This window comes from Pseudomonas brassicacearum subsp. neoaurantiaca (assembly GCF_013608025.1).
Lineage (GTDB): Bacteria > Pseudomonadota > Gammaproteobacteria > Pseudomonadales > Pseudomonadaceae > Aquipseudomonas.
This window is the reverse complement of record NZ_VDLV01000008.1, coordinates 98,773-120,099: the sequence shown is the minus strand read 5'-3', so window position 1 is coordinate 120,099 and position 21,327 is coordinate 98,773. Positions and strand designations below refer to the sequence as shown.

General features: G+C 60.8%; 19 protein-coding genes. 7 read left to right on the top strand and 12 right to left on the bottom strand.

From position 1 onward, the window contains the following. Positions 1 to 118: 118 nt before the first annotated feature. Positions 119 to 976: a formyltetrahydrofolate deformylase gene (purU, locus tag FHK92_RS06020; protein ID WP_072389895.1), complete on the top strand. Its 858-nt coding sequence runs from the start codon at positions 119 to 121 to the stop codon at positions 974 to 976. A gap of 221 nt (positions 977 to 1,197) precedes the next feature. Continuing rightward, positions 1,198 to 2,397 (top strand): formaldehyde dehydrogenase, glutathione-independent, encoded by a 1,200-nt coding sequence (gene fdhA, locus FHK92_RS06015; protein WP_003206297.1) that lies wholly within the window; start codon positions 1,198 to 1,200, stop codon positions 2,395 to 2,397. A gap of 152 nt (positions 2,398 to 2,549) precedes the next feature. Here the strand turns inward: fdhA and FHK92_RS06010 are convergent, their stop codons facing one another. Beyond that, on the bottom strand, positions 2,550 to 2,837 hold the full coding sequence (locus FHK92_RS06010) for a hypothetical protein (protein ID WP_181287271.1): 288 nt from the start codon (positions 2,835 to 2,837) through the stop codon (positions 2,550 to 2,552). Between the two features lie 409 nt (positions 2,838 to 3,246). Further along, positions 3,247 to 3,822 (bottom strand): hypothetical protein, encoded by a 576-nt coding sequence (locus FHK92_RS06005; RefSeq protein WP_181287270.1) that lies wholly within the window; start codon positions 3,820 to 3,822, stop codon positions 3,247 to 3,249. A gap of 171 nt (positions 3,823 to 3,993) precedes the next feature. Here FHK92_RS06005 and FHK92_RS06000 point away from each other — a divergent pair, with 171 nt between their 5' ends. Continuing rightward, positions 3,994 to 4,563: a DUF2780 domain-containing protein gene (locus FHK92_RS06000; protein WP_181287269.1), complete on the top strand. Its 570-nt coding sequence runs from the start codon at positions 3,994 to 3,996 to the stop codon at positions 4,561 to 4,563. Here FHK92_RS06000 and FHK92_RS05995 read toward each other — a convergent pair whose 3' ends face one another. Further along, complete coding sequence (locus FHK92_RS05995; protein WP_181287268.1) at positions 4,564 to 5,451, bottom strand: acyltransferase; 888 nt, start codon at positions 5,449 to 5,451, stop codon at positions 4,564 to 4,566. A gap of 346 nt (positions 5,452 to 5,797) precedes the next feature. Here FHK92_RS05995 and rloA2 point away from each other — a divergent pair, with 346 nt between their 5' ends. From rloA2 to creD, 4 genes are all read left to right on the top strand, one after another. Beyond that, a complete protein-coding gene (gene rloA2, locus FHK92_RS05990) occupies positions 5,798 to 6,304 on the top strand; it encodes a retropepsin-like aspartic peptidase RloA2 (RefSeq protein ID WP_181287267.1) in 507 nt (168 codons plus the stop codon). Between the two features lie 69 nt (positions 6,305 to 6,373). Then, positions 6,374 to 7,054 (top strand): two-component system response regulator CreB, encoded by a 681-nt coding sequence (gene creB / locus FHK92_RS05985; RefSeq protein ID WP_181287266.1) that lies wholly within the window; start codon positions 6,374 to 6,376, stop codon positions 7,052 to 7,054. Beyond that, positions 7,054 to 8,472, top strand: coding sequence for a two-component system sensor histidine kinase CreC (creC, locus tag FHK92_RS05980; RefSeq protein WP_181287265.1), 1,419 nt, complete (start codon positions 7,054 to 7,056; stop codon positions 8,470 to 8,472). Before creB ends, creC begins: the two co-directional genes overlap by 1 nt. 225 nt (positions 8,473 to 8,697) lie before the next feature. After that, positions 8,698 to 10,071: a cell envelope integrity protein CreD gene (gene creD, locus FHK92_RS05975; protein WP_181287264.1), complete on the top strand. Its 1,374-nt coding sequence runs from the start codon at positions 8,698 to 8,700 to the stop codon at positions 10,069 to 10,071. Positions 10,072 to 10,254: 183 nt separating this feature from the next. Here creD and FHK92_RS05970 read toward each other — a convergent pair whose 3' ends face one another. The 9 genes from FHK92_RS05970 to FHK92_RS05930 all read right to left on the bottom strand — a co-directional run bounded on the left by FHK92_RS05970 (position 10,255) and on the right by FHK92_RS05930 (position 21,110). Further along, positions 10,255 to 10,884, bottom strand: a complete 630-nt coding sequence (locus FHK92_RS05970) for a glutathione S-transferase (protein WP_181287263.1) — start codon at positions 10,882 to 10,884, stop codon at positions 10,255 to 10,257. Positions 10,885 to 10,958: 74 nt separating this feature from the next. Further along, positions 10,959 to 12,257 carry an MFS transporter gene (locus tag FHK92_RS05965; RefSeq protein ID WP_181287262.1) on the bottom strand — a complete coding sequence of 433 codons (1,299 nt, stop codon included), beginning with the start codon at positions 12,255 to 12,257 and terminating at the stop codon, positions 10,959 to 10,961. Positions 12,258 to 12,591: 334 nt separating this feature from the next. Beyond that, on the bottom strand, positions 12,592 to 12,774 hold the full coding sequence (locus tag FHK92_RS05960) for a hypothetical protein (protein ID WP_181287261.1): 183 nt from the start codon (positions 12,772 to 12,774) through the stop codon (positions 12,592 to 12,594). Then, complete coding sequence (locus FHK92_RS05955; RefSeq protein WP_181287260.1) at positions 12,771 to 13,901, bottom strand: PepSY-associated TM helix domain-containing protein; 1,131 nt, start codon at positions 13,899 to 13,901, stop codon at positions 12,771 to 12,773. The genes FHK92_RS05960 and FHK92_RS05955 overlap by 4 nt, the downstream gene beginning before the upstream one ends. A 231-nt stretch (positions 13,902 to 14,132) precedes the next feature. Continuing rightward, complete coding sequence (locus tag FHK92_RS05950; RefSeq protein ID WP_181287259.1) at positions 14,133 to 16,544, bottom strand: TonB-dependent siderophore receptor; 2,412 nt, start codon at positions 16,542 to 16,544, stop codon at positions 14,133 to 14,135. Positions 16,545 to 16,765: 221 nt separating this feature from the next. Beyond that, positions 16,766 to 17,740, bottom strand: a complete 975-nt coding sequence (locus FHK92_RS05945) for a FecR domain-containing protein (RefSeq protein WP_181287258.1) — start codon at positions 17,738 to 17,740, stop codon at positions 16,766 to 16,768. Next, entirely contained in the window at positions 17,737 to 18,255 is a 519-nt protein-coding gene (locus tag FHK92_RS05940; protein ID WP_181287257.1) for an RNA polymerase sigma factor, read from the bottom strand. The genes FHK92_RS05945 and FHK92_RS05940 overlap by 4 nt, the downstream gene beginning before the upstream one ends. Before the next feature lie 216 nt (positions 18,256 to 18,471). Continuing rightward, positions 18,472 to 19,179, bottom strand: coding sequence for a 3'-5' exonuclease (locus FHK92_RS05935; protein WP_181287256.1), 708 nt, complete (start codon positions 19,177 to 19,179; stop codon positions 18,472 to 18,474). Further along, positions 19,176 to 21,110 carry a putative nucleotidyltransferase substrate binding domain-containing protein gene (locus FHK92_RS05930; RefSeq protein WP_309109596.1) on the bottom strand — a complete coding sequence of 645 codons (1,935 nt, stop codon included), beginning with the start codon at positions 21,108 to 21,110 and terminating at the stop codon, positions 19,176 to 19,178. The genes FHK92_RS05935 and FHK92_RS05930 overlap by 4 nt, the downstream gene beginning before the upstream one ends. Positions 21,111 to 21,327 lie beyond the last annotated feature (217 nt).

Genomic DNA, 21,327 nt, shown 5'->3' with positions numbered 1-21,327 from the left:
CCCGCTGGGGCGCGTAGCGGCCCTCGCTTTTTTGGCGGTTGCTACGCAACCGAGCGGGAGCAAGCTCCCTCGCCACGGGTTTTGTGTCGCTTCGTAAATTCGAACAGGAGTCACCGCAATGAGCCGCGCCCCGGATACATGGATCTTGACCGCCGACTGCCCCAGCGTGCTCGGCACGGTGGATGCGGTGACCCGCTTTCTGTTCGAGCAGGGCTGCTACGTCACCGAACACCACTCTTTCGACGACCGGCTCTCGGCGCGCTTCTTCATTCGCGTGGAGTTTCGCCAGCCTGACGGCTTCGACGAACAGAGCTTCCGCGCCGGCCTGGCCGAGCGGGCGCAAGCCTTCGGCATGGTCTTCGAGCTGACGCCGCCCAACTACCGGCCCAAAGTGGTGATCATGGTCTCCAAGGCCGATCACTGCCTCAACGATTTGCTTTATCGCCAGCGCATCGGCCAGTTGTCCATGGATGTGGTGGCCGTGGTCTCGAACCACCCCGACCTCAAGCCACTGGCCGACTGGCACCAGATTCCCTACTACCATTTCCCCCTGGACCCGAACGACAAGCCGGCCCAGGAGCGACAGGTGTGGCAGGTGATCGAAGACACCGGCGCCGAACTGGTGATTCTTGCCCGCTACATGCAAGTGCTGTCGCCGGAGCTGTGCCGCAAGCTCGATGGCAAGGCGATCAACATCCATCACTCGCTGCTGCCGGGTTTCAAGGGCGCCAAGCCGTATCACCAGGCCTACAACAAAGGCGTGAAGCTGGTGGGCGCCACGGCGCACTACATCAACAACGACCTGGACGAAGGCCCGATCATCGCCCAGGGCGTGGAAGTGGTGGACCACAGCCACTATCCCGAAGACCTGATCGCCAAGGGCCGGGACATCGAAGGGCTGACCTTGGCCAGGGCGGTGGGTTATCACATCGAGCGAAGGGTGTTCCTGAACGCCAATCGCACGGTCGTTCTTTAGACCGATATCGCGAGCAAGCTCGCTCCCACAGGATTTGTGCCGGTATACAAATATTAGTTACACCCAAAATCCTTGTGGGAGCGAGCTTGCTCCGGGCGGCGTTCCGACGATGAGGCCCTCACAGACAACAAAGAAACAAAGACACAAGCACTAACCCGAGCAATCAACGCGCTGCCTGCCTGGGCGGCGCAGTTTCATAAAAACAACAGCGAGGTGAAAGCATGTCCGGTAATCGTGGTGTCGTGTATCTCGGCAACGGCAAGGTCGAAGTACAGAAAATCGACTATCCCAAAATGCAGGACCCGCGCGGCAGGAAGATCGAGCACGGCGTCATCCTGCGCGTGGTCTCCACCAACATCTGCGGCTCCGACCAACACATGGTGCGTGGCCGTACCACCGCCCAGACCGGCCTGGTCCTGGGTCACGAGATCACCGGTGAAGTGATCGAGAAGGGCAGCGACGTCGAGAACCTGAAAATCGGCGACCTGGTGTCGGTACCGTTCAACGTGGCTTGCGGGCGCTGCCGTTCCTGCAAGGAGCAACACACTGGCGTCTGCCTGACCGTCAACCCGGCCCGTGCCGGCGGTGCCTACGGTTACGTCGACATGGGCGACTGGACCGGCGGCCAGGCCGAATACGTGCTGGTGCCGTACGCCGACTTCAACCTGTTGAAACTGCCGGACCGCGACAAGGCCATGGAGAAAATCCGTGACCTGACCTGCCTGTCCGACATCCTGCCCACCGGCTACCACGGCGCCGTCACTGCCGGCGTTGGCCCTGGCAGCACCGTCTACATCGCTGGTGCCGGCCCGGTTGGCCTGGCCGCTGCTGCTTCCGCTCGTCTGTTGGGCGCGGCTGTGGTCATCATCGGCGACGTCAACCCGGTTCGCCTGGCCCACGCCAAGGCCCAGGGTTTTGAAATTGCCGACTTGTCCCAGGACACCCCGCTGCACGAACAGATCGCCGCGCTGTTGGGCGAGCCTGAGGTCGATTGCGCGGTCGACGCGGTTGGCTTCGAAGCCCGTGGCCACGGCCATGACGGCGTCAAGCACGAAGCCCCGGCCACCGTGCTCAACTCGCTGATGGGCGTGGTCCGCGTGGCTGGCAAGATCGGCATCCCCGGCCTCTACGTCACCGAAGACCCGGGCGCGGTCGATGCAGCGGCGAAGATGGGCAGCCTGAGCATCCGCTTCGGCCTTGGCTGGGCCAAATCCCACAGCTTCCACACCGGCCAGACCCCGGTGATGAAGTACAACCGCCAGCTGATGCAGGCGATCATGTGGGACCGTATCAACATCGCCGAAATCGTTGGCGTGCAGGTAATCAGCCTGGACGACGCGCCAAAAGGCTATGGCGAATTCGATGCGGGCGTGCCGAAGAAGTTTGTGATCGATCCGCACAAGTTGTTCAGCGCGGCATAAGGCTGTAGGCAAGACGGAAAAAGGGCGACAGTGATGTCGCCCTTTTTATTTTGTGCTTTCTCTCAGTTCCAAGCTCGCGAACCACCTCGTGCAGGCTCGTATCCGAAGCGTGTGGCAGGAAAATTCAAGAAATAACGGCTTGCCCTTGCTAATCAGGTAACTGCCGTAGCGGTCATGGCTTGCGCCTGTAGCCTGCGTCCGATTACATCCAGTAAGTCGCATCCGTCGCGCAGCGGAATGGATAACAACAAGGCGAAATCGTGGAGCACGACCGCGTCCGAGCTAAGCTCTTCGCGAAATGCGATGTTTTCCAGCAGTTGGGTCACGGCGCGAATACGGTAGGCGGCGGTTTCGTGAAGGACGTCGAGGGGCGCTTGTGTGTCGATGAGCAGGGCGGCGGGGGTGCAGTCGACGCCGGTGATGGGCATGTATCGGTTCATTGGTAAAACTCCGTGGCTCGTGGAATTTTGCCACCTACTCGTCGCCAAACGAATGGGTGGCAGCTGTACGCAGGTTGGCGAACCGGATAACCACGGAAACCGGCAGATCCGAAGATCTCCCGCGCACAACTGCCATTGAGCAGTTTTGCGAGTGCAAAAGCCCGTGCCAAAAAGCAGGGCTTCTGACCGTAGTTTATCGAGTCGCCAAACCCGAGTCGCCATGTGGACGACGGAGCGAACTATAGGCACTGCGAACCGAATGGCGCAAGGTTCGCCGTTGAGGCTGATTTCCCAAGTTTTTGTGGGATTTTTTGATCTGACACAGTCGTGGCGAGGGAGCTTGCTCCCGCTGGGGTGCGAAGCGCCCCTCGTTTTTCAAAACGGGAGGGCGGCCTTGCACTCGCCACGGTTATTCAGAGACCTTCGGTGGCAGAACCTGGTCGCAGAACTCAGGATAAAATCCCCGGGCGCTAGGGCCACGGCAATAATCCTGGGCCTGGGCCAAGGCCTCGCGGCTGAACACCATGTTTCGCGGCATGCTGGCGAACGTCTCGTAGCCGCCCTGTTGCGTCTTTATCGCGTCAAAGCCCGGCATGTCGTAGACCAACTCCACGTCATCATCGACAAGCATTCGCGCCTTGACCGTGACTTGCGTGTAGTCCTTCCCACCGGGCGCATTATTGAGGGCAGCCAGGCCATGGCCAACCACGCGCAACATGTGACCAACCCAAGGTTCTGAATCCTGTGTGGCAGCTTCTGGGCGGTAAAGCACGGTCAAGGATTGCTGGTCGCGAATGACTTCGGTCAGGGCCGGGTCCGAGCGTTTGATGCGGTGTACAACCGTCAGCCAGGTTTTTTCCGCCTCGCTGAGATTGTCGGCGAGCTCCGGATTCAAGGGCCCACGCTGGCATTCGGTGACGCCGAAGGCGATGAGCATGCCTGTCAGGATAACCGCGAGGGCGCCGCCACTGATTTTTACGTTCATGAACATGCTCTGTTAAAAGGATTGCGCACTTTACGGTAACCGTGTCGGCAATGGCAGGGGCCCACGCAACGCGCGGCTACGTTGAACAAACCCCCGTCCGCCCAGTCCAACGCTGCACTTTGCGCCGCCCAGTTACCGGGCGGCTTTTTCATGGCAAGAGGAAATATCCGGATGAAGGTTTTACGCGGTTTTGCACTGTCTTGCCTATTGTCAGTGGCAGCCAGCCCGGCCTTCGCGCAGTTCAGCCTGGGTGACGCGGCCAACGTGCTCTCCGCCATTCAGGGCAACCAGCAGGAGGGCGCCGTGGCCGCTGCTCCGAAAGCGGCCGGACTGCTCAATTCCCTGGGCTCGGAGCTTGATATAACCCCTGAGCAGGCCATTGGTGGCGCCGGCGCAATGCTGGGATTGGCGAAGAACCGGCTCAGCGAGCCACAGTTTTCCGAATTGAGCAAAAGCGTGCCAGGGCTGGACCAGATCGCCGGCAACAGCGCCATCGGTGGGCTCAACGGATTGGGCGGGTTGCTGGGCGGCGGGTCGGACAAGAACGCCTTGCTCGACGGCCTGCTGGGGAACGTCAAGGACACCAACGACTTGAACAATGCCTTCGGCGCCCTAGGCATGGACACCGGCATGATTGGCCAATTCGCTCCGATTATCCTGCAGTACCTCGGTCAGCAAGGCGTAGCCAGTTCGTTGTTGCAGAACCTGGGTGGTATCTGGGGGAGCGGCGCCGGTCTCTGATCAGCCGCGTTCGTTGCGTAACGCGGCAATGCGCTGGTCTTTCTCGGCCCAGAGTCGGTTGACCCAATCCTGGACGTGCTGGCGAAACACCGGGTCGTTTTCGTAGTCGCCTTGCCACAGCCTGGGGTCCAGCTCGCGGGTCTTGATGTCGATGATGACCCTGGGCACGGCGCCGCTGATCAAATCCCAGAAGCCAGGAATTCGGTCCTGCGGATACACCACCGTCACGTCGAGCACCGCGTCCAGTTGCTCGCCCATTGCCGCGAGCACGAACGCCACGCCGCCGGCCTTGGGCTTGAGCAGGTGGGTGAACGGCGATTGCTGCGCCTGGCTTTTGGCCTGCGTATAACGCGTACCTTCGAGGTAATTCACCACGGTAACCGGTTGACGCTTGAACAGCTCGCAGGCGGCCTTGGTGATTTCCAGGTCCCTGCCGGCCAGTTCCGGGTTCTTCGCCAGGAAGGCCTTGGTGTAGCGCTTCATGAAGGGGTAGTCCAGCGCCCACCAGGCCAGCCCGAGAAAGGGCACCCAGATCAGTTCTTTCTTGAGGAAGAACTTGAAGAACGGCGTGCGCCGGTTGAGGGTCTGGACGAGGGCGGGGATGTCGACCCAGGATTGGTGATTGCTGATCACCAGGTACGAGGTGTCGCCGCGCAGCCCTTCGCCGCCGCGAATGTCCCAGCGAGTGGGGATGCACAGGGCGAAGATCAATTTATCGATTTCGGCCCATGTCTCGGCGATCCACATGACGGCCCACGAGGCATAGTCGCGAAAGCGCCCGGGCAGGATCAGCTTGAGCAGTGCGAACACCATGAGCGGCCCGAACAGCACCAGGGTGTTGAGCAACAGCAACAGGGTGACGAGACAGCCGGTGAGCAGGCGGCGCATAGATGACTCTTGAAAGCGGGTGGGCGGGCCATGATAAGCAAGCTTCGGGTGGTAGGCCAAATTGCGGTGGACGAATGTTTCATCTTTTGGCCGGTATGCTGAGTGGCTCTGTGGCGAGGGGATTTATCCCCGTTGGGGTGCGAAGCGCCCCCGAAACCTGATATTCGGTATGCCAGACTGATTGAGCTGACTGCTTTGGGGCTGCTTCGCACCCCAGCGGGGATAAATCCCCTCGCCACAGAGGTAGTGCTTGGCTGGAGTTTCTCCTAGCCATTGCTACCGAAGTCAACCGAACGAATTCATCCGCCACGGTCTAAAAAACCACCCACACAGGAAGCCCTATTGCATGAAATCCCTTCTAGCCCTGCTTTCCCTGGTGGCCCTTCCCGTATTGGCCGCCGAACCCACGTTGTACGGGCGCTATGAATACATTGCGCTGCCGGAAATGGGCGGCGAAGTGCTCAAGGCGAAAATGGACACCGGTGCGCTGACCGCCTCGCTGTCGGCCAAGGACATCGAGACGTTTACCCGTGACGGCGATGATTGGGTACGGTTCCGCCTGGCGACCAAAGGCGCGAGCAACAAGATCTATGAGCACAAGATTGCTCGGATCAGCAAAATCAAGACCCGGTCCGAAGAAGACGAAGACGACGATGAAAAGATCGCACCCACCAAGCGTCCGGTGGTCGATCTGGAGTTGTGCCTGGGCAACGTCAAGCGCACCGTCGAGGTCAACCTGACCGACCGCAGCAGTTTCAATTACCCATTATTGATTGGCGCCAAGGCCCTTCGCGAGTTCGGTGCAGCGGTCAACCCGGCGCGGCGGTTTACTGCGGATAAACCGGACTGTTGATTTCCCCGATTGACGTGCCCCGAGGCTTGGGGCACCGTTCCGGCAACTTTCCTGTCGGGCTCGGACGCCATGCCGCATATTCTGATTGTCGAAGACGAAGCCGCCATTGCCGATACGCTGGTGTTTGCGCTGCAGGGCGAGGGCTTTGACACCACTTGGTTGAGCCTTGGCGCCGCCGCCCTCGAGCACCAGAAGCACACCCCGGCGGACCTGATCATCCTCGATGTGGGCCTGCCGGATATCAGTGGATTCGAGACGTGTAAGAATCTCCGACGTTTCAGCGACGTTCCGGTCATCTTTCTTACCGCTCGGGATGGCGAGATCGATCGGGTCGTGGGCCTGGAAATCGGTGCCGACGACTACGTGGTCAAGCCTTTCAGTCCTCGGGAGGTGGCCGCCAGGGTCCGCGCAATTCTCAAGCGAGTGGCGCCGCGACCGGTCGTCGAGACGGGAGCCGCGTTGTTCCAGGTCGATCATGATCGCGTGCAGATCAGCTATCGCGGCAAACCGTTGAACCTGACTCGCCACGAATTTCGCCTGTTGGATTGCCTGCTGGAACAGCCCGAGCGGGTGTTCAGCCGTGAACAACTGCTCGATGCACTCGGCGTGGCCAGCGACGCCGGCTACGAGCGCAGTATCGACAGCCACATCAAGAGCCTGCGCGCCAAGTTGCGCCTGGTCAGGGCCGAGGCCGAGCCGATCCAGACCCACCGAGGCCTCGGCTACAGCTACAGTCCGGGGCACAGTTGATGTCCTTGGGAATCCGCATTTTCCTGGTCTATGTGCTGTTTATCGGCTTGACCGGGTACTTCGTGCTCAGCACGGTGATGGAAGAAATCCGCCCTGGCGTGCGCCAGTCCACCGAGGAAACCCTGGTGGACACGGCCAACCTGATGGCCGAAATCCTGCGGGACGATTTCAAGGCGGGGACCCTCGGCCAGAATCGCTGGCCGCAGTTGCTCAAATCCTACGGAGATCGGCAGCCGGCGGCGACGATCTGGGGCCTGCCGAAAAACCAGGTCAGCCATCGCATCTACGTCACCGACGCCAAGGGGATTGTGGTGCTCGACTCGAGCGGCGTGGCGGTGGGCCAGGATTATTCGCGCTGGAACGACGTCTACCTGACCTTGCGCGGCCACTACGGTGCCCGCTCGACCCGCAGCGATCCGGATGACCCGGCGTCTTCGGTGATGCACGTCGGGGCGCCGATCCGGGACAACGGCCAGATCATCGGCGTGGTCACGGTCGCCAAGCCCAATAGCTCGCTGCAACCTTATGTTGATCGAACGGAGCGGCGCTTGCTGGCCTATGGCGCGGGGTTGGTCGTGCTGGGCTTGTTGCTCGGCGCCCTGTTGTCGTGGTGGCTCAGCGCTGCGTTGCGTCGCTTGACGGCGTATGCCCAGGCGGTCAGCCAGGGCCGTCGGGTGGAAGTACCGCATTATCGCGGTGGTGAGTTCGAACAACTGGCCGGCGCTGTCGAGCACATGCGCACGCAACTCGAAGGCAAGGCGTACGTCGAGCGCTACGTCCATACGCTGACCCACGAACTCAAGAGCCCGCTGGCCGCGATCCGTGGCGCCGCCGAGTTGCTGCAGAGCGACATGCCCGCCGCCCAGCACCAGCGGTTTGTCAGCAACATCGACAGTGAAAGCGTGCGGATGCAGCAACTGATCGAGCGTTTGCTCAATCTGGCCCAGGTCGAACAGCGCCAAGGGCTGGAAGAAGAAGTCCCGGTGCCGCTTGCGGCGTTGATGGAGCAATTGTTGGAGGCGCGTGGTGGCTGGATCGAAAGTCGCCAGTTAAAGATTGAGCAGCACATCGCTGCCGATCTGACGCTGACCGGAGAGCCGTTCCTGTTGCGCCAGGCCTTGGGCAACCTGTTGGAAAACGCCCTGGATTTCACGCCCACCGAGGGACTGCTGCGCATCAGCGCCGAGCGCACCGGCAACCGCGTCCAATTGCGCCTGTTCAACCAGGCCGAGCCGATTCCCGACTATGCCTTGCCACGCCTGAGCGAGCGTTTTTATTCACTGCCTCGTCCCGGCACTGGCCGCAAGAGCACCGGCCTTGGGCTGAACTTCGTCGAGGAAGTGGTGCAGTTGCATGGTGGCGAGTTCAGCATCGGCAATGTCGAGGGCGGGGTGGAAGTGGTGCTGCGGTTGCCTTGAATATCATCTGTTATTTGACTCACACCACCCTCCCTTGTGGGAGCGAGCTTGCTCGCGATAGCGGTGCGTCAGTCAGAATGGCCAGTACTGACCCACCGCCATCGCGAGCAAGCTCGCTCCCACAGGGTTCCCGGTCCCGATTCTCCACACAATCTCCACATTCGCCCCATAAACCCCCCACACAGCCACGCCAGACTTTCCCCATTCGAACAGGGAGAGCCTCACATGAACCGCAGTCTCGCTATAAAACTGGGCATGATCGCCCTCTTGATCCTCCTGCTGATGATCCCGCTGTTGATGATCAACGGCCTTATCGACGAGCGCCAGGAGTTACGCGATGGGGTGTTGCAGGACATCGCCCGCAGTTCCAGCTACAGCCAGCAATTGGTCGGGCCGATGATCGTCGTGCCGTTTCGCAGGGACGTGAAGGTCTGGAATACCAACGAAAAGACCGGCGTGCGGTTCCTGGAAACCGTCGAGCGAAGTGGCGAGTTGTACTTTTTGCCGGAGCAATTCGAACTCGACGGTCAGATCCGCACCGAAACCCGTGCCCGCGGCATCTACGAGGCGCGTCTGTTTCATGCCGACAACCGGATCGATGGGCGCTTCAAGGTGCCGGAGCGCTATGGCATCGCTCCCAAGGATTATGCCGACTACCGCTTCGATGAACCGTACCTGAGCGTTGGCATCAGCGATATTCGCGGTATCGAAAATGCGCTGACCCTGACGCTGAACCAGAAGACCGTCGATTTCCTTCCAGGCTCGCGCCTCAGCTGGTTGGGGCAGGGCGTGCACGTGCCGTTGCCGATGGTGACCGCCCAGGGCAGCCCCGAACTGACCTTCGGTTTCGACCTGCGCCTGCAAGGCACTGGCGAGCTGCAGATTCTTCCGGTGGGCAAGACCACCAAAGTGCACCTGTCCGCCGACTGGCCGCACCCCAGCTTCATCGGCAACTACTTGCCGGTCAATCGCGAAATCAATGAGCAGGGCTTCAGTGCCGATTGGCAGACGTCGTTTTTCTCCACCAACCTCCTGGAGACGCTGCAAGCCTGCGTGCCCACCGATGGCTGTGAAGCGTTCCGCAGTCGTGCGTTCGGCGTGAGTTTCATCGATCCGGTGGACCAGTACCTCAAGAGCGATCGGGCGATCAAATATGCGCTGCTTTTCATCGCGCTGACCTTCGCCGGCTTCTTCCTCTTCGAAGTGCTCAAGAGCCTGGCGGTGCACCCGGTCCAATACGCGTTGGTGGGCGTGGCCCTGGCGTTCTTCTACCTGCTGCTGTTGTCGCTGTCGGAACACATCGGCTTCACCTTGGCGTACCTGGTGTCGGCCAGTGCCTGCGTGGTGTTGATCGGATTCTACGTCTGCCATGTGCTGCGCAGCGTGAGCCATGGCCTGGGCTTTTCGGCGGGGTTGGCGGGCTTGTACGGCTTGCTCTATGGCCTGCTGAGTGCTGAAGACTATGCGCTGCTGATGGGCTCGCTGCTGCTGTTCGGCCTGCTGGGCGTGTTCATGGTGCTGACTCGCAAGCTGGACTGGTACGGAGTGGGTGCGAAGCCTGCGGCGGCGATGAGCTTTGATCTGGGAGAGGTGAAATGAGCCGGTCGTTGGGGTTGCGGGAGGATCAGCGCTTGCGGGAGATCTTGGTGATGCGCATTGCTGGGTTGTTTCCGCTGGATCCGGTGCGCTGCCATCGCGAGCAAGCTCGCTCCCACAAAGAACGCCGCAATCTCCTGTGGGAGCGAGCTTGCTCGCGATGAGGCCGGACCAGTCAAGGCAAATCTAAACCCTGGGCACCGTCTCGGCCATCGAAGGCCGCAAGCTCACCTCGGCAAACCACGCCGCCAATTGTGGATTGGCCTTGCGCCATTCCAGGTCCGGGTGGCGCAGGTCCAGGTAACCCAGGGCACAGGCGACGCTGATGGAGGCGATGTCGAAATGGCTCGCCAGTTCGGCAATCGCCTCGGCTTCGAGCATGGCCAGGGCGCGACGAATCTTGTCCCGTTGCGCATCGAGCCATTCGTCCCAGTGTTTTTCCGCAGGGCGCAGCGCGGTCTCGTAGCGGATCATCACCGCCGCGTCCATGATCCCGTCGGCCATGGAGGCCAGGGTCAGGCGCCGCCAGCGTGCCGCGCCGTCCCGAGGGATCAGCGGATTGCCGACGTGCTGGTGGTCGAGGTAATCGAGGATGACACGGCTGTCATGGATCACCGTCCCGTTGGCCAGGCGCAGGGCCGGGATCTTGCTCAACGGGTTGTCATCGATCAGCGCGCGGTCCGGCTTGACCGGCGTGAGCAGGCTCAGTTGCAACGCGACGCGGTCTTGCTGGCCGGTCTCGTGCAGCAGCACCAGGACTTTGCGGACGAAGGGCGAAGCAGGGTTGTGGAACAGGGTCATGCTGGGGGTGGACATGGTGGACGTCTCGATCAGGGGCGTGTTGCGCAGCATAGCGCGACCGAGCCCAAGTGGCCCGGTCGCGCTGTGCATCAGGCTGCCGGTTGCAGCGCTTGCGCCTCGGGCTGCGGCGTTGTCGGCTGATGCTTGAGTTCCCGGGCAACGGTCCAGACGATGAACGCGGCAACCACGTCGAAGATCGCCAGCAGCACGAACAGCGGGCTGTAGCCGATCTTCGTCACCATGACGCCGAACAACAGCGTGAAGGCGGCAGCGCCCAAGTAGCCGAACATCCCACCCATGCCGGTCGCCGTGGCGACTTCGTTCTTGCCAAAGGAATCGGAGGTGATGGCATACAGCGCACCGGAGAGTGTCTGGTGGGCAAACCCGCCGACGCAGAGCAAGGCAATGGCCGTGTACGGACTGGCGACGAGGCCGATGCAGGCCGGGCCGATCATGCAGGACGCGCCAAACAGCAAGACCATCTTGCGGGAAGTGAACAGCGACACCTTGCAGTATTTATGGAAGAACGGGCTCAGGTAGCCACCCAATACGCAGCCAAGGTCGGCGGCCAGGAAGGGCAGCCAGGCGAACATCGCGATCTCCTTGATGTTCATGTGCCGCTCGGTCATCAGGTACAGCGGGATCCAGGCGTTGAACGTCTGCCAGGCCGGCTCGGAGAGGATCCGGGCGCTGGCGATGGCGTAGAAGTTGCGGCTGGCGATGATGCGTTTCCAGCTGCCTTTTTTCGGCGTTGGGTCTTGGAAGTGCGCTTCCTGGCCGCTGAGGATGTACTCACGCTCGGCGTCGTCCAAAAGCTTCTGGTCACGCGGATGCTTGTAGAAGACCAGCCAGAGGAAAGTCCAAGCCACACCCAGGCCACCAACGATCAGGAACGCCAATTCCCAGCCACTGTTCAGGATCGCCCAGACCACCAGCGGCGGCGCCAGCACGGCACCAATCGAGGAACCGATGTTGAACCAGCCGATTGCCACCGAGCGTTCCTTGGCCGGGAACCATTCGGTGGAGGTCTTCACTGCGGCCGGCAACCCGGCGGCTTCCGTCAGGCCCAGCAATCCTCGGAAAAACGCCAGGCCTTGCCAGCCAGAAGCCATCGCCGCGGCGGCACAGGCGATGGACCAGGCGAAGGCGAAAATGGCGAAGCCCATCTTGGTGCCGATGGCATCGATGATGTAGCCGGCCACCGGTTGCATCAGTGCGTAACAGATCTGCCAGGCCACGACGATGTGGGAGTATTGCTCGGTGGAGATGCTCATTTCGCTCATCAGCGTCGGAGCGGCCACGGACAGGGTGTTTCGAGCCAGGTAGTTGACCATCAGGCCGGCCGTGACCAGGCCGACCATCCACCAGCGGATGCCTTTGATTTTCATCACTTCACCATCGATTATTTTTGGATTTGGTGTTTCGGTGCAGCACGGCTGCGGGAGAACGTCAGCCGGCGACGGCGCGGGCGATGTACGTCAGGAAACGGCGGGAGGTGGAGATTTCGGAGGCTGATCGACTGCGGGTCATTTCGCCTTTCACTCGAATATTGTTGTTAGGTTGCGTTGTAGGTTGTCGTACAACTGCTGCCTTTATAAGAGTGCAAGGATTAATTTGTCAATAAATATGTCAGAGATTGCTAGGCCGAAATCGCCACCGGGAGGGGGTGTCATCGTATGACGTAGGCGGGCGGGGCGTCAGAGAAGTTCCTGACGCCCGTAGTCATTGGCGACGCGGGATCAATCCCCACACCGCCAGTAAGGAGGGTATCCCCAACCCGACCCAGCTCACGGCGTCCCACATGCCATCGCCGAGCAACGCGCTGAACAGTCCGGCGGCGCAAAGCGCGCCGATTGCGCTGGGAATCCCGAACACTTTCCAGAAATTCGACTGTCGAGGCCTCACGAAGTGACCTCCGCACCGACGGTCGCGCGCTTGGCCGCCTTGCGCCGAACCACCCACAAATAAACGCCGCTGCCGAGGACGATGATGGTCAGCACATCCAAGGTCGCCCAGAAGATCTGCATCGGTCGGCCGCCGTAGTCACCGAAATGCAGCGGCAAGGACAGGCTCATCACGTCCATGTACCAAGGGCGTTCGGCCACGGCGGTGACGTTCAGTGTGCTGGCGTCGATCAGGACCGGCGTCAGCAGATGGGAGGTCAGGTGGGTGCTGCCTTTCATGAACACGCTGTAATGGTGCTCGCTGGAAAACAGCGTGCCGGGGAACGCGATGAAGCTCGGCTCCATGCCTGGCGCGACCTCCTTGGCGATGTCCAGCAAGCGGGTTGCTGGTGCTAGCTCGGTCAATGGCGGGGCGTTGCGATAGGGTTCGACCATGGCGCTCAGGCTGTCGTTGCGCCAGGCGGCGATGATCAAATCGGCGCAGGCGGCGATCACGCCAGTCACGCCCACGGTCAGTGCCCACACCAGCGTGACCACGCCGATCAGGTTGTGCAGGTCGAGCCAGCGCAGGCGGGTGGATTTGTCCTGGCGCACCGTGGCGAACTTCAAGCGGCGCATGAACGGCAAATACAGCACGACGCCGGAAACGATGGCGATCACGAACAGGAACCCCATGAAGGCCAGCAGAAGTTTGCCCGGCAAGCCGGCGAACATGTCCACGTGCAGGCGCAGCATGACCATCATGAAGCCGCCGTTGGCCGAGGGCATTTCCAGGGCTTCGCCGGTGCGCGCATCGAGCATGAAGGTGTGGGATGAGTTGGGTTCGGTGCCCGGTGTCGGCGCCATGATGGTGATGATGCCGTTGGGATCATCCTCATCCCAGCCAAAATACTGGACCACCTCGCCCGGGCGATGAAGCTTGGCTTTCTCCACCAACTGCTGAAGGTCCAGCGGCGGTGTGCCTGCCGGCATCTCCCGCAGTTCCGGGGCGTCGCCCAGCAGGTGCTCGATTTCGTGATGGAAAATCAACGGCAACCCGGTGATCGCCAGCATCAGCAGGAACACCGTGCAGATCAGGCTGGTCCAGGTGTGGACGAAGGACCAGCGGCGGATGGTTTTGCTTTTCATGATCGGTCCGAATGCAGAAGGGCACCTGTGGTGATCGACTGTTCATTTGAAGTTGAAACCCATTGTGGCGAGGGAGCTTGCTCCCGCTGGATCGCGCAGCGGTCCCAAGCTTTTTGGGCTGCTACGCAGCCCAGCGGGAGCAAGCTCCCTCGCCACGGTTTTGTTCCCCTCACATGAACGGCGTCGTATCCAACGGGAAGCCTTTGAAAGGTTTACGCAAATGCTAACCGTTTACCATTTGTAATTCACGCTGGCGACGACGTTGCGTTGATCGCCGTAGTAGCACCAAAAGCCGTCGCAAGTGGATAAGTAGTCTTTGTTGAAGATGTTCTTCGCGTCCACAGCGAGCGTTGCGCCCTTGAGGGTATTGCTCAAGCGTCCAAGATCGTAGTGCACGGAGGCGTCATAAACGGTGTACGAACTCACGTGTCCCAGGTACGTATTGCTCTGATTACCGTATGTGTCGCCTACATACCGTGCACCGGCCCCGATACCGAACCCGTCGAGCGCGCCGTTGTGCCAGGTGTAGTCGGCCCACGCCGTGGCTTGATTGCGGGGGATTTGTGGGACTCGGTTGCCCTTGTCATCACCTTTGAGAATCTCGGTGTCGTTGTACGTATAGGAGCCGACCAGCTTGAGGTTTTCGGTCACCTCCGAAGTCGCTTCCAGCTCGAGCCCTCGGACCTTGATTTCGCCGATCTGACTGGTGATGTTGTTTTCGGTGATCGACACGTTTTCCTGGCGCAAATCGAAAACAGCGGCCGTCAGCAGCGTCTTGGTGCCGGGAGGCTGGTACTTGATGCCGACTTCGTACTGATTGCCTTTGGTCGGTTTCAACGATTCGGTAGCCGAGGCATTGGCGCCGGCGCTGGGTTGGAACGACTCGGTGTACGACAGATACGGTGTGATGCCATTTTCGAATACATAGCTCAAGCCGGCATTGCCGCTAAATTGCTTGTCGCGCTGGGTGTTACTGGTATCGGATTGGTTGAAGTCGGTGCCGGTATGAACCCAGTCTTCCCGCCCACCCAGTGTCAGGCGCCAGTTGTCCAGAGCAATCTGATCTTGCGCGTAAAGACCCGTCTGCCGAGTTTTCTGGTTGTAGTCGTACAAGGTGGAATAGACGACATTGGAAAAGTCCTGGCCGTACGTTGGGTTGTTGACGTTGGTGTTTGGCACATTGCCCCATCCGTACAGCCATTTGTAGTTGGTATTGGAGCGCTGGTGATCCAGGCCCAACAGCAAAGTGTGATCCAGCACGCCTGTTTTGAAGTCCGCCTGGAAGTTGTTATCCACAGCGAACTGGCTGATGTCTTCATCCACGATGCCCGTACTGCGTCCAACCGTTCCATCAGGCGCGACGGCGGTGGGCCCTGTATTGACCGTCAACGCTTGGAATGAAAGATCGCTTTTTGTGTATCGCAGGTTTTGACGGAACTGCCAGACATCGTTCAAGCGATGGTCAAAGGCGTAGCCCAGCGCGTAATAGGTACGGTCGTAGTATTCCCATTCCGGATCCCCAAGGTTCTTGTGGTGGGATATCTTTCCGGCGGCTGAATTGATCTTGGTACCTTGCAATGGCAAGAATTGCCCGGTGATGCCTGTGTCGTCGCGGGTGTATTGCGAGATCAAGGTCAGGTGAGTGTCGTCATCAATGTTCCAGGTCAGGCTGGGTGCGATGTTGTAGCGCTTGTCCGGAATATGATCGACCGACGCGTTGCTGTCGCGCACGACGCCGCTGACGCGGTATAGGAACTGGCCTTGATCGTCGATTTTGCCGGTGCTGTCAAAATTGATCTGCTTGTGTTCGTTGCTGCCGGCTTGAAATTCGATTTCATTCGCCTGTTCGTATTGCGGGCGGCGGCTGACCATGTCCAGCATGCCGCCGGGTGGTGTCTGGCCATAGACCGAGGACGAGGGGCCGCGCAGTACGGTGATGCGCTCCAGGTTCCAGGGTTCGACTTTTGGGTTGGCGTAGGAGCCTTTGGGTAATGGCAAGCCATCGAGGAACTGGGTTGGGTCAAAGCCCCGAACGCGCAGCCAATCGTTACGAGAGTCAGAGCCGTAGCCGCTGCTGGTGACACCCGCGGTGTAACGTAATGCGTCGTTGAGGTTGAGGACCGAACGGTCGTCCATTTGTTGACGGGTGATGACCGACATTGAACGTGGTGCTTCCACGATCGGCGTATCCGTCTTGGTGCCAGCGGCGGTGCGAGTGGCAACGTAACCATCTGTCGGCCCCCAGGCGGTTTCGCTGACGCCTGCGCCGATCACGCTGGTCTCCGGCAGCATCATCACACCTTCAGGCGCGGCCACCAGGCTAAAGGTGCCGGCGCTGCTTTGTTCCAATTGCAGGCCGGTGCCACGCAAGGCTTCGCGCAAGGCGCCGGTAGCATCGAACTGACCCTGGACCGGCGCCGAAGTCTTGCCGGAAGCCAGGGACGGATCCAGGCTCAGGGCGAGGCCGGCCTGGCTGGCGATCTGGGTCAGGGTGCTCGCCAATGGCGCAGCAGGCAGGTTGTAGGCGCGCAAGCTGGAGGCCTGTTCGGCGGCCAGCAGCGTGGCGCTGGTCAACGGGGCGGCAAGGGCAATGGCAACGGCCAGCAGGCTGGGGCGCAACAGGGTCTCAAGCGGGCGGGACATACGGCGGCTCCTGAATGGAAATATTTCTCAATTGCCTGTGTGCCGGATGAAATCCGAAAAGTGATAGGGCTGGATGAAAATAATTTAGATTCAGATTGCTGTCGGTGGCTTTGTGCTGGCATCCACGGCCCCTTCGCGAGCAGGCTCGCTCCCACAGGCGTTTGCATTCCCATGTGGGAGCGAGCCTGCTCGCGAAGGCGTCATCACTGGTGCAACATCTTTCAACGCTTGGCGTCGACCCGCGGTCCCACCACCACCCACCAGCGCGTGTGATGCTCGATCTGTACCGGCAAGGTCGGCAGCAGGGCAGTCAGGGCCAGGTCGGTGTCGTGCAGCGGGAAGCTGCCGGTGATCCGCAGGTCGGCCACTTGGGGCTCGACGCCGAGATAACCACGTCGGTAACGCCCCAGCTCCTGGACCAGGTCTTCGAGGCGCGCGTTGTCCACCACCAGCATGCCGCGGGTCCAGGCATCGGCGCCGGGCTTCAACGCCAAGGTTGGTCCGAGGCCATCCCGGCGCATTAACACCTGCTGGCCTTCACGCAGGATCTGTTCTTCATCGGTGGCCTGCGGATGCGCCGCCACCGCGGATTTCAACACGCTCAGGCGCGTACCCTGGTCTTCGAGCTTGACCAGGAAACGCGTGCCCAAGGCACGCATGCTGCCTTCACGAGTCTCAACGATGAAAGGACGCGGATCGTTGTGGCCGGTTTCCACCAGGATCTCGCCTTCCTGCAGGACGATACGCCGTTGCTTGTCGTCGAAGCGCACGTCCAGCGCGCTGTGGGTGTTGAGGTTGATCAACGTGCCGTCCGCCAGGCGCAAGGTGCGCTGTTCACCCGTGGCGGTACGCTGGTCGGCCAGCCAATAATCCAGCGGCAGGTAACGATCCCCGGCGAACAACGCCAGGCCGACGGCCACGACGAGACTGGCCAGGCCGCTGCCAACCTTGCGCAAGCGTCGACGGATGCTGGTCCGCGATTGCAGCAACACGGCGCGCGCCGGGCCGCTGGCGACGCTGAAACGCTGGTCGAGCATGCCCAGCTGTTGCCAGGCCCGGGCGTGTTCTTCGTCGGCGGCATGCCATTGGGCAAACGCTTCGCGCTCCTGAGGGCTGCTCGAGTCCAAGGACAACTGCCAGGCAATGGCTGCGTCCAGAACGCGGGCCGAGACCGGTTTGCCGTGGGCCGCGGTCATGTCGGCTCACCATAGAGCGCGATGTAGCATTGCCGCATGCCTTGGGCCAGGTATTGCCGTACCCGTGGAACCGAAACCCCCAGGCGCTCGGCGATTTCAGCGTGGCCGAGGCCATCGAGGCGGTTATAGAAGAAGGCTGCGCGGGCCTTGCTGGACAACTTGCCCAGCAGGCGGTCGATGTTCTTGAGGTCTTCGAGGATCATTTGTTGCTCTTCCACCGACGGCTGCTCGCCTTCGGGAACCAGCATCAGTTCGGTCAGGTAGGCCTGTTCGAGGGCGGCCCGGCGGAAGTAGTCGAATAACAGGCCCTTGGCAATTGCCACCAGAAAAGCCCTGGGTTCCCGGGGCGCCTTCAATTCTTCGCGACCGAGCAAGCGCACAAACGTGTCCTGGCTCAGATCCTCGGCCCGCTGCGCACAGGCCACGTTGCGTCGCAGCCATGCCAATAGCCAAGCGCGATGGTCGCGGTACAACGCACCAACCAAATCACTATGACGACTGGGGACTGACGACACGGAACATCACCGATGTATTAAGTAACGAGAATTGTTCGCGATTCTGGCAGAGGCGGGGGAGGGAAAGCAATTGGCGCTGGTCGGGCTATGCAGTACCCATGTGGGAGCGAGCTTGCCCGCGATGACGGTGGGTCATTCTCATTGGGCGTGACTGACATTGCGCCATCGCGAGCAAGCTCGCTCCCACAAAAGCTCCCCGAGGGCTCGGGTCGTGGATTAAAGCGAAGGCGCCTGCTGCCGCCGTTTCCATTGCCCCAGGCGCTGTTGCAAGTCCAGTGGGCTGTGGATTTCCTGCTGGCGAGCGCGGCTGAACAGGATCAGCGCCAGCTCCGCCGTGGCCAGGGCGTCGGCGCTGGCGTTGTGGCGATCGAAGACTTGCAGCTTGAACCAGTCGATCCATTCGTCCAGGCCGGACTTGCGCAGGTTGGCTTGCGGGCAAAGCATCGGCGCCAGGTCGGCCACGTCGAGGAATGGATGTTGGAGTCGGTAGCCCAAGTAATCTTTCAAGGCGCGCCCCAGCATGTGGGAATCGAATGGCGCATGAAACGCTAGCAGCGGACTGTCACCGACGAATTCCATGAACGCCAACAACGCTTCGGCCGGGTCGCTGCCGGCGGCGATGGCACTCGGTGCCAGGCCATGGATGAGCACGCTTGGCCCGAGCTTTTGCTTGTCGCATTGCAAGGTCCGCTCGAATTGCTGGCTGAAGTCGATGGCACCGTCTTCGATCACCACGGCGCCGATGGACAATACCTGGTCCTTGTTCAGGTTCAGGCCGGTGGTTTCCAGGTCGACCACCACCCAACGCTGTTCCCGCAAGCCGCATCCACTCAATTGGGCGGGGGCGGGCAGGTTGGCCAGGCGCTGCTGCAGGGCCTCTGAAAGCGTTGGCTGGACCGGGCGCAGCCAGGAAAACAGGCTCACAGTTGATACCTCAACGTCAGGCTGCTCTGCAGGCGTTGAGCCTGGCGCAGGGATTCGCGCAGGATCCGCCGGTCCAGATGATTGAGGCTGTCCGGATCGACACGGTTGGAGTAGGGCAGGTTTTCCCGGGTCTGCAACTGATGTTGCTGCATCCGGGTCTGCTGGATGAAGTGGTAGGCCTCTTCATAAGCCGCGCCGTCCAGCGGTTCGATGACTTCCTTGACGACCAGTTGCCGCAAGCGTTCCAGGGTGTTGTTGGCCTCGATGCCGTTGGCCAAGGCCAGCAATCGAGCGCCGTCGACGAAAGGCGTCAGGCCTTGCACCTTCAGGTCGAGGGTGGCTTTTTCGCCGTTCTTGCGACTGAGCACGAAATCTCTGAAGCGCCCAACGGGCGGACGATGGCGAAGGGCATTCTCGGCCATCATGCGCTGGAACAAGCGGTTGTCCGCCACCTGATCGAGAACCTGCTGGCGCAATTGCTCGCAGCCTTGTTCGTCTCCCCAGACCACGCGCAGATCGAAATAGATGCTCGAACCCAGCAGGTTTTCAGGCGTTGCTTCGCGAATGAAGGCTGCGAAGCGCCGTGCCCATTCAGCGCGGGACAGGCACAGCTCGGGGTTGCCGGCCATGATGTTGCCCTTGCACAAAGTGAAGCCGCAAAGCGCCAGGCTCTGGTTGATCTGTTGGGCGATGGGCAGCAGCAGGCCGCGGATCTGCGCCGCGTGGGCGGCATCCCGCGCCTCGAACAGAATGCCGTTGTCCTGATCGGTATGCAGGGTCTGCTCGCGACGACCTTCGCTGCCGAAACACAGCCAACTGAAGGGCACGCCCGGGTCGCCCTTGTCGGCCAGCGTCAACTCGATGACTCGGCACACGGTGTGGTCGTTGAGCAAGGTGATGATATGGGTGATCTGCGTCGACGACGCGCCGTGGGCCAGCATGCGCTCCACCAGTTGGCCGATCTCGCCGCGTAGCGTCACTAGGTTTTCCACCCGGGGAGCGTTGCGAATCGTCCGGGCCAAGTGCACCAGGTCGACGCGTTGCAGGGAGAACAAATCCCGCTCCGACACCACGCCACACAGGCGTTGGTCCTTGACCAGGCACACATGGGCAATGTGGCGCTCGGTCATGGCGATGGCCGCGTCGAAGGCGCTGTGGTCCGGGGACAGGAAAAACGGTGCCTGGGTCATGTGCATTGCGATCGACTCGGAAAAGTCCCCGCTCCCGTCGGCCACGACTTGCCGCAAGTCGCGCAGGGTAAAAATTCCTACTGGCGCTTTCTGTTCGTTGACCACGACGATGCTGCCGACCTGTTGTTCGTGCATCAATTTCACGGCTTCGCGAAGCGGTGTTTCAGGGCTGCAACTGACCGGGTGACGCATCGCCAGTTCGCCCAGGCGGGTGTTGAGGGAGTACTGCGTGCCCAGGGTCTGCGCAGATTTTTGCTGCACTTGCTGGTTGACCTGGTCGAGCAGGCTGCTGACCCCGCGCAACGCGAAATCGCGAAACGGGCCGGACAGGGCGAACAGCTTGATGAAGGCCAGCTTGTTCAATTGCAGGCAGAACGTGTCTTCACCGGCCCTGTGCTCGGTGCGGGTGGCTCGCTCGCCCAACAGCGCGGCGAGGGGAAAACACTCGCCCGTGGTGATTTCAAAAGTAGTCTCGGTGCCGCCCTTCGCCGAATGGGGCCGCTCGCCCACCACCCGGCCCTGCTTGACGATATAGAAGTGTTCTACCGGACCATCGGCCGGCTTGATGATCGTTTCGCCCGGCGCGTAGAAACGCAGCAGGCATTGCTCTACCAAGTAAGCGAGGTGGGCGTTTTCCATCTGGTTGAACGGGGGGAAGCGTTGCAGGAACTGCAAGGTTCCCTGGATGTTCTGCAACACCGCGGTTTTCCCTGCCTGGATGAAGGCGTCCGCTTTTTTCATAACCATGGGCAATCTTTTTCGAATTGTTGTGGTCGGATCTGTTCTCCATGGTCGGCCTCTGAACGGGGAGTGCCCATTGGACGTAAGTCTAGGTCGCCACCATCAGGCCGGAACTACGGAAATATCCTACGCTTCGCCTCGGAAAATTCTTCCTGGAATAGTCTTGGAAAAAAATCCGACGAAGTGCACATTGAAGCGCCGCAGAACGATGTCTGAC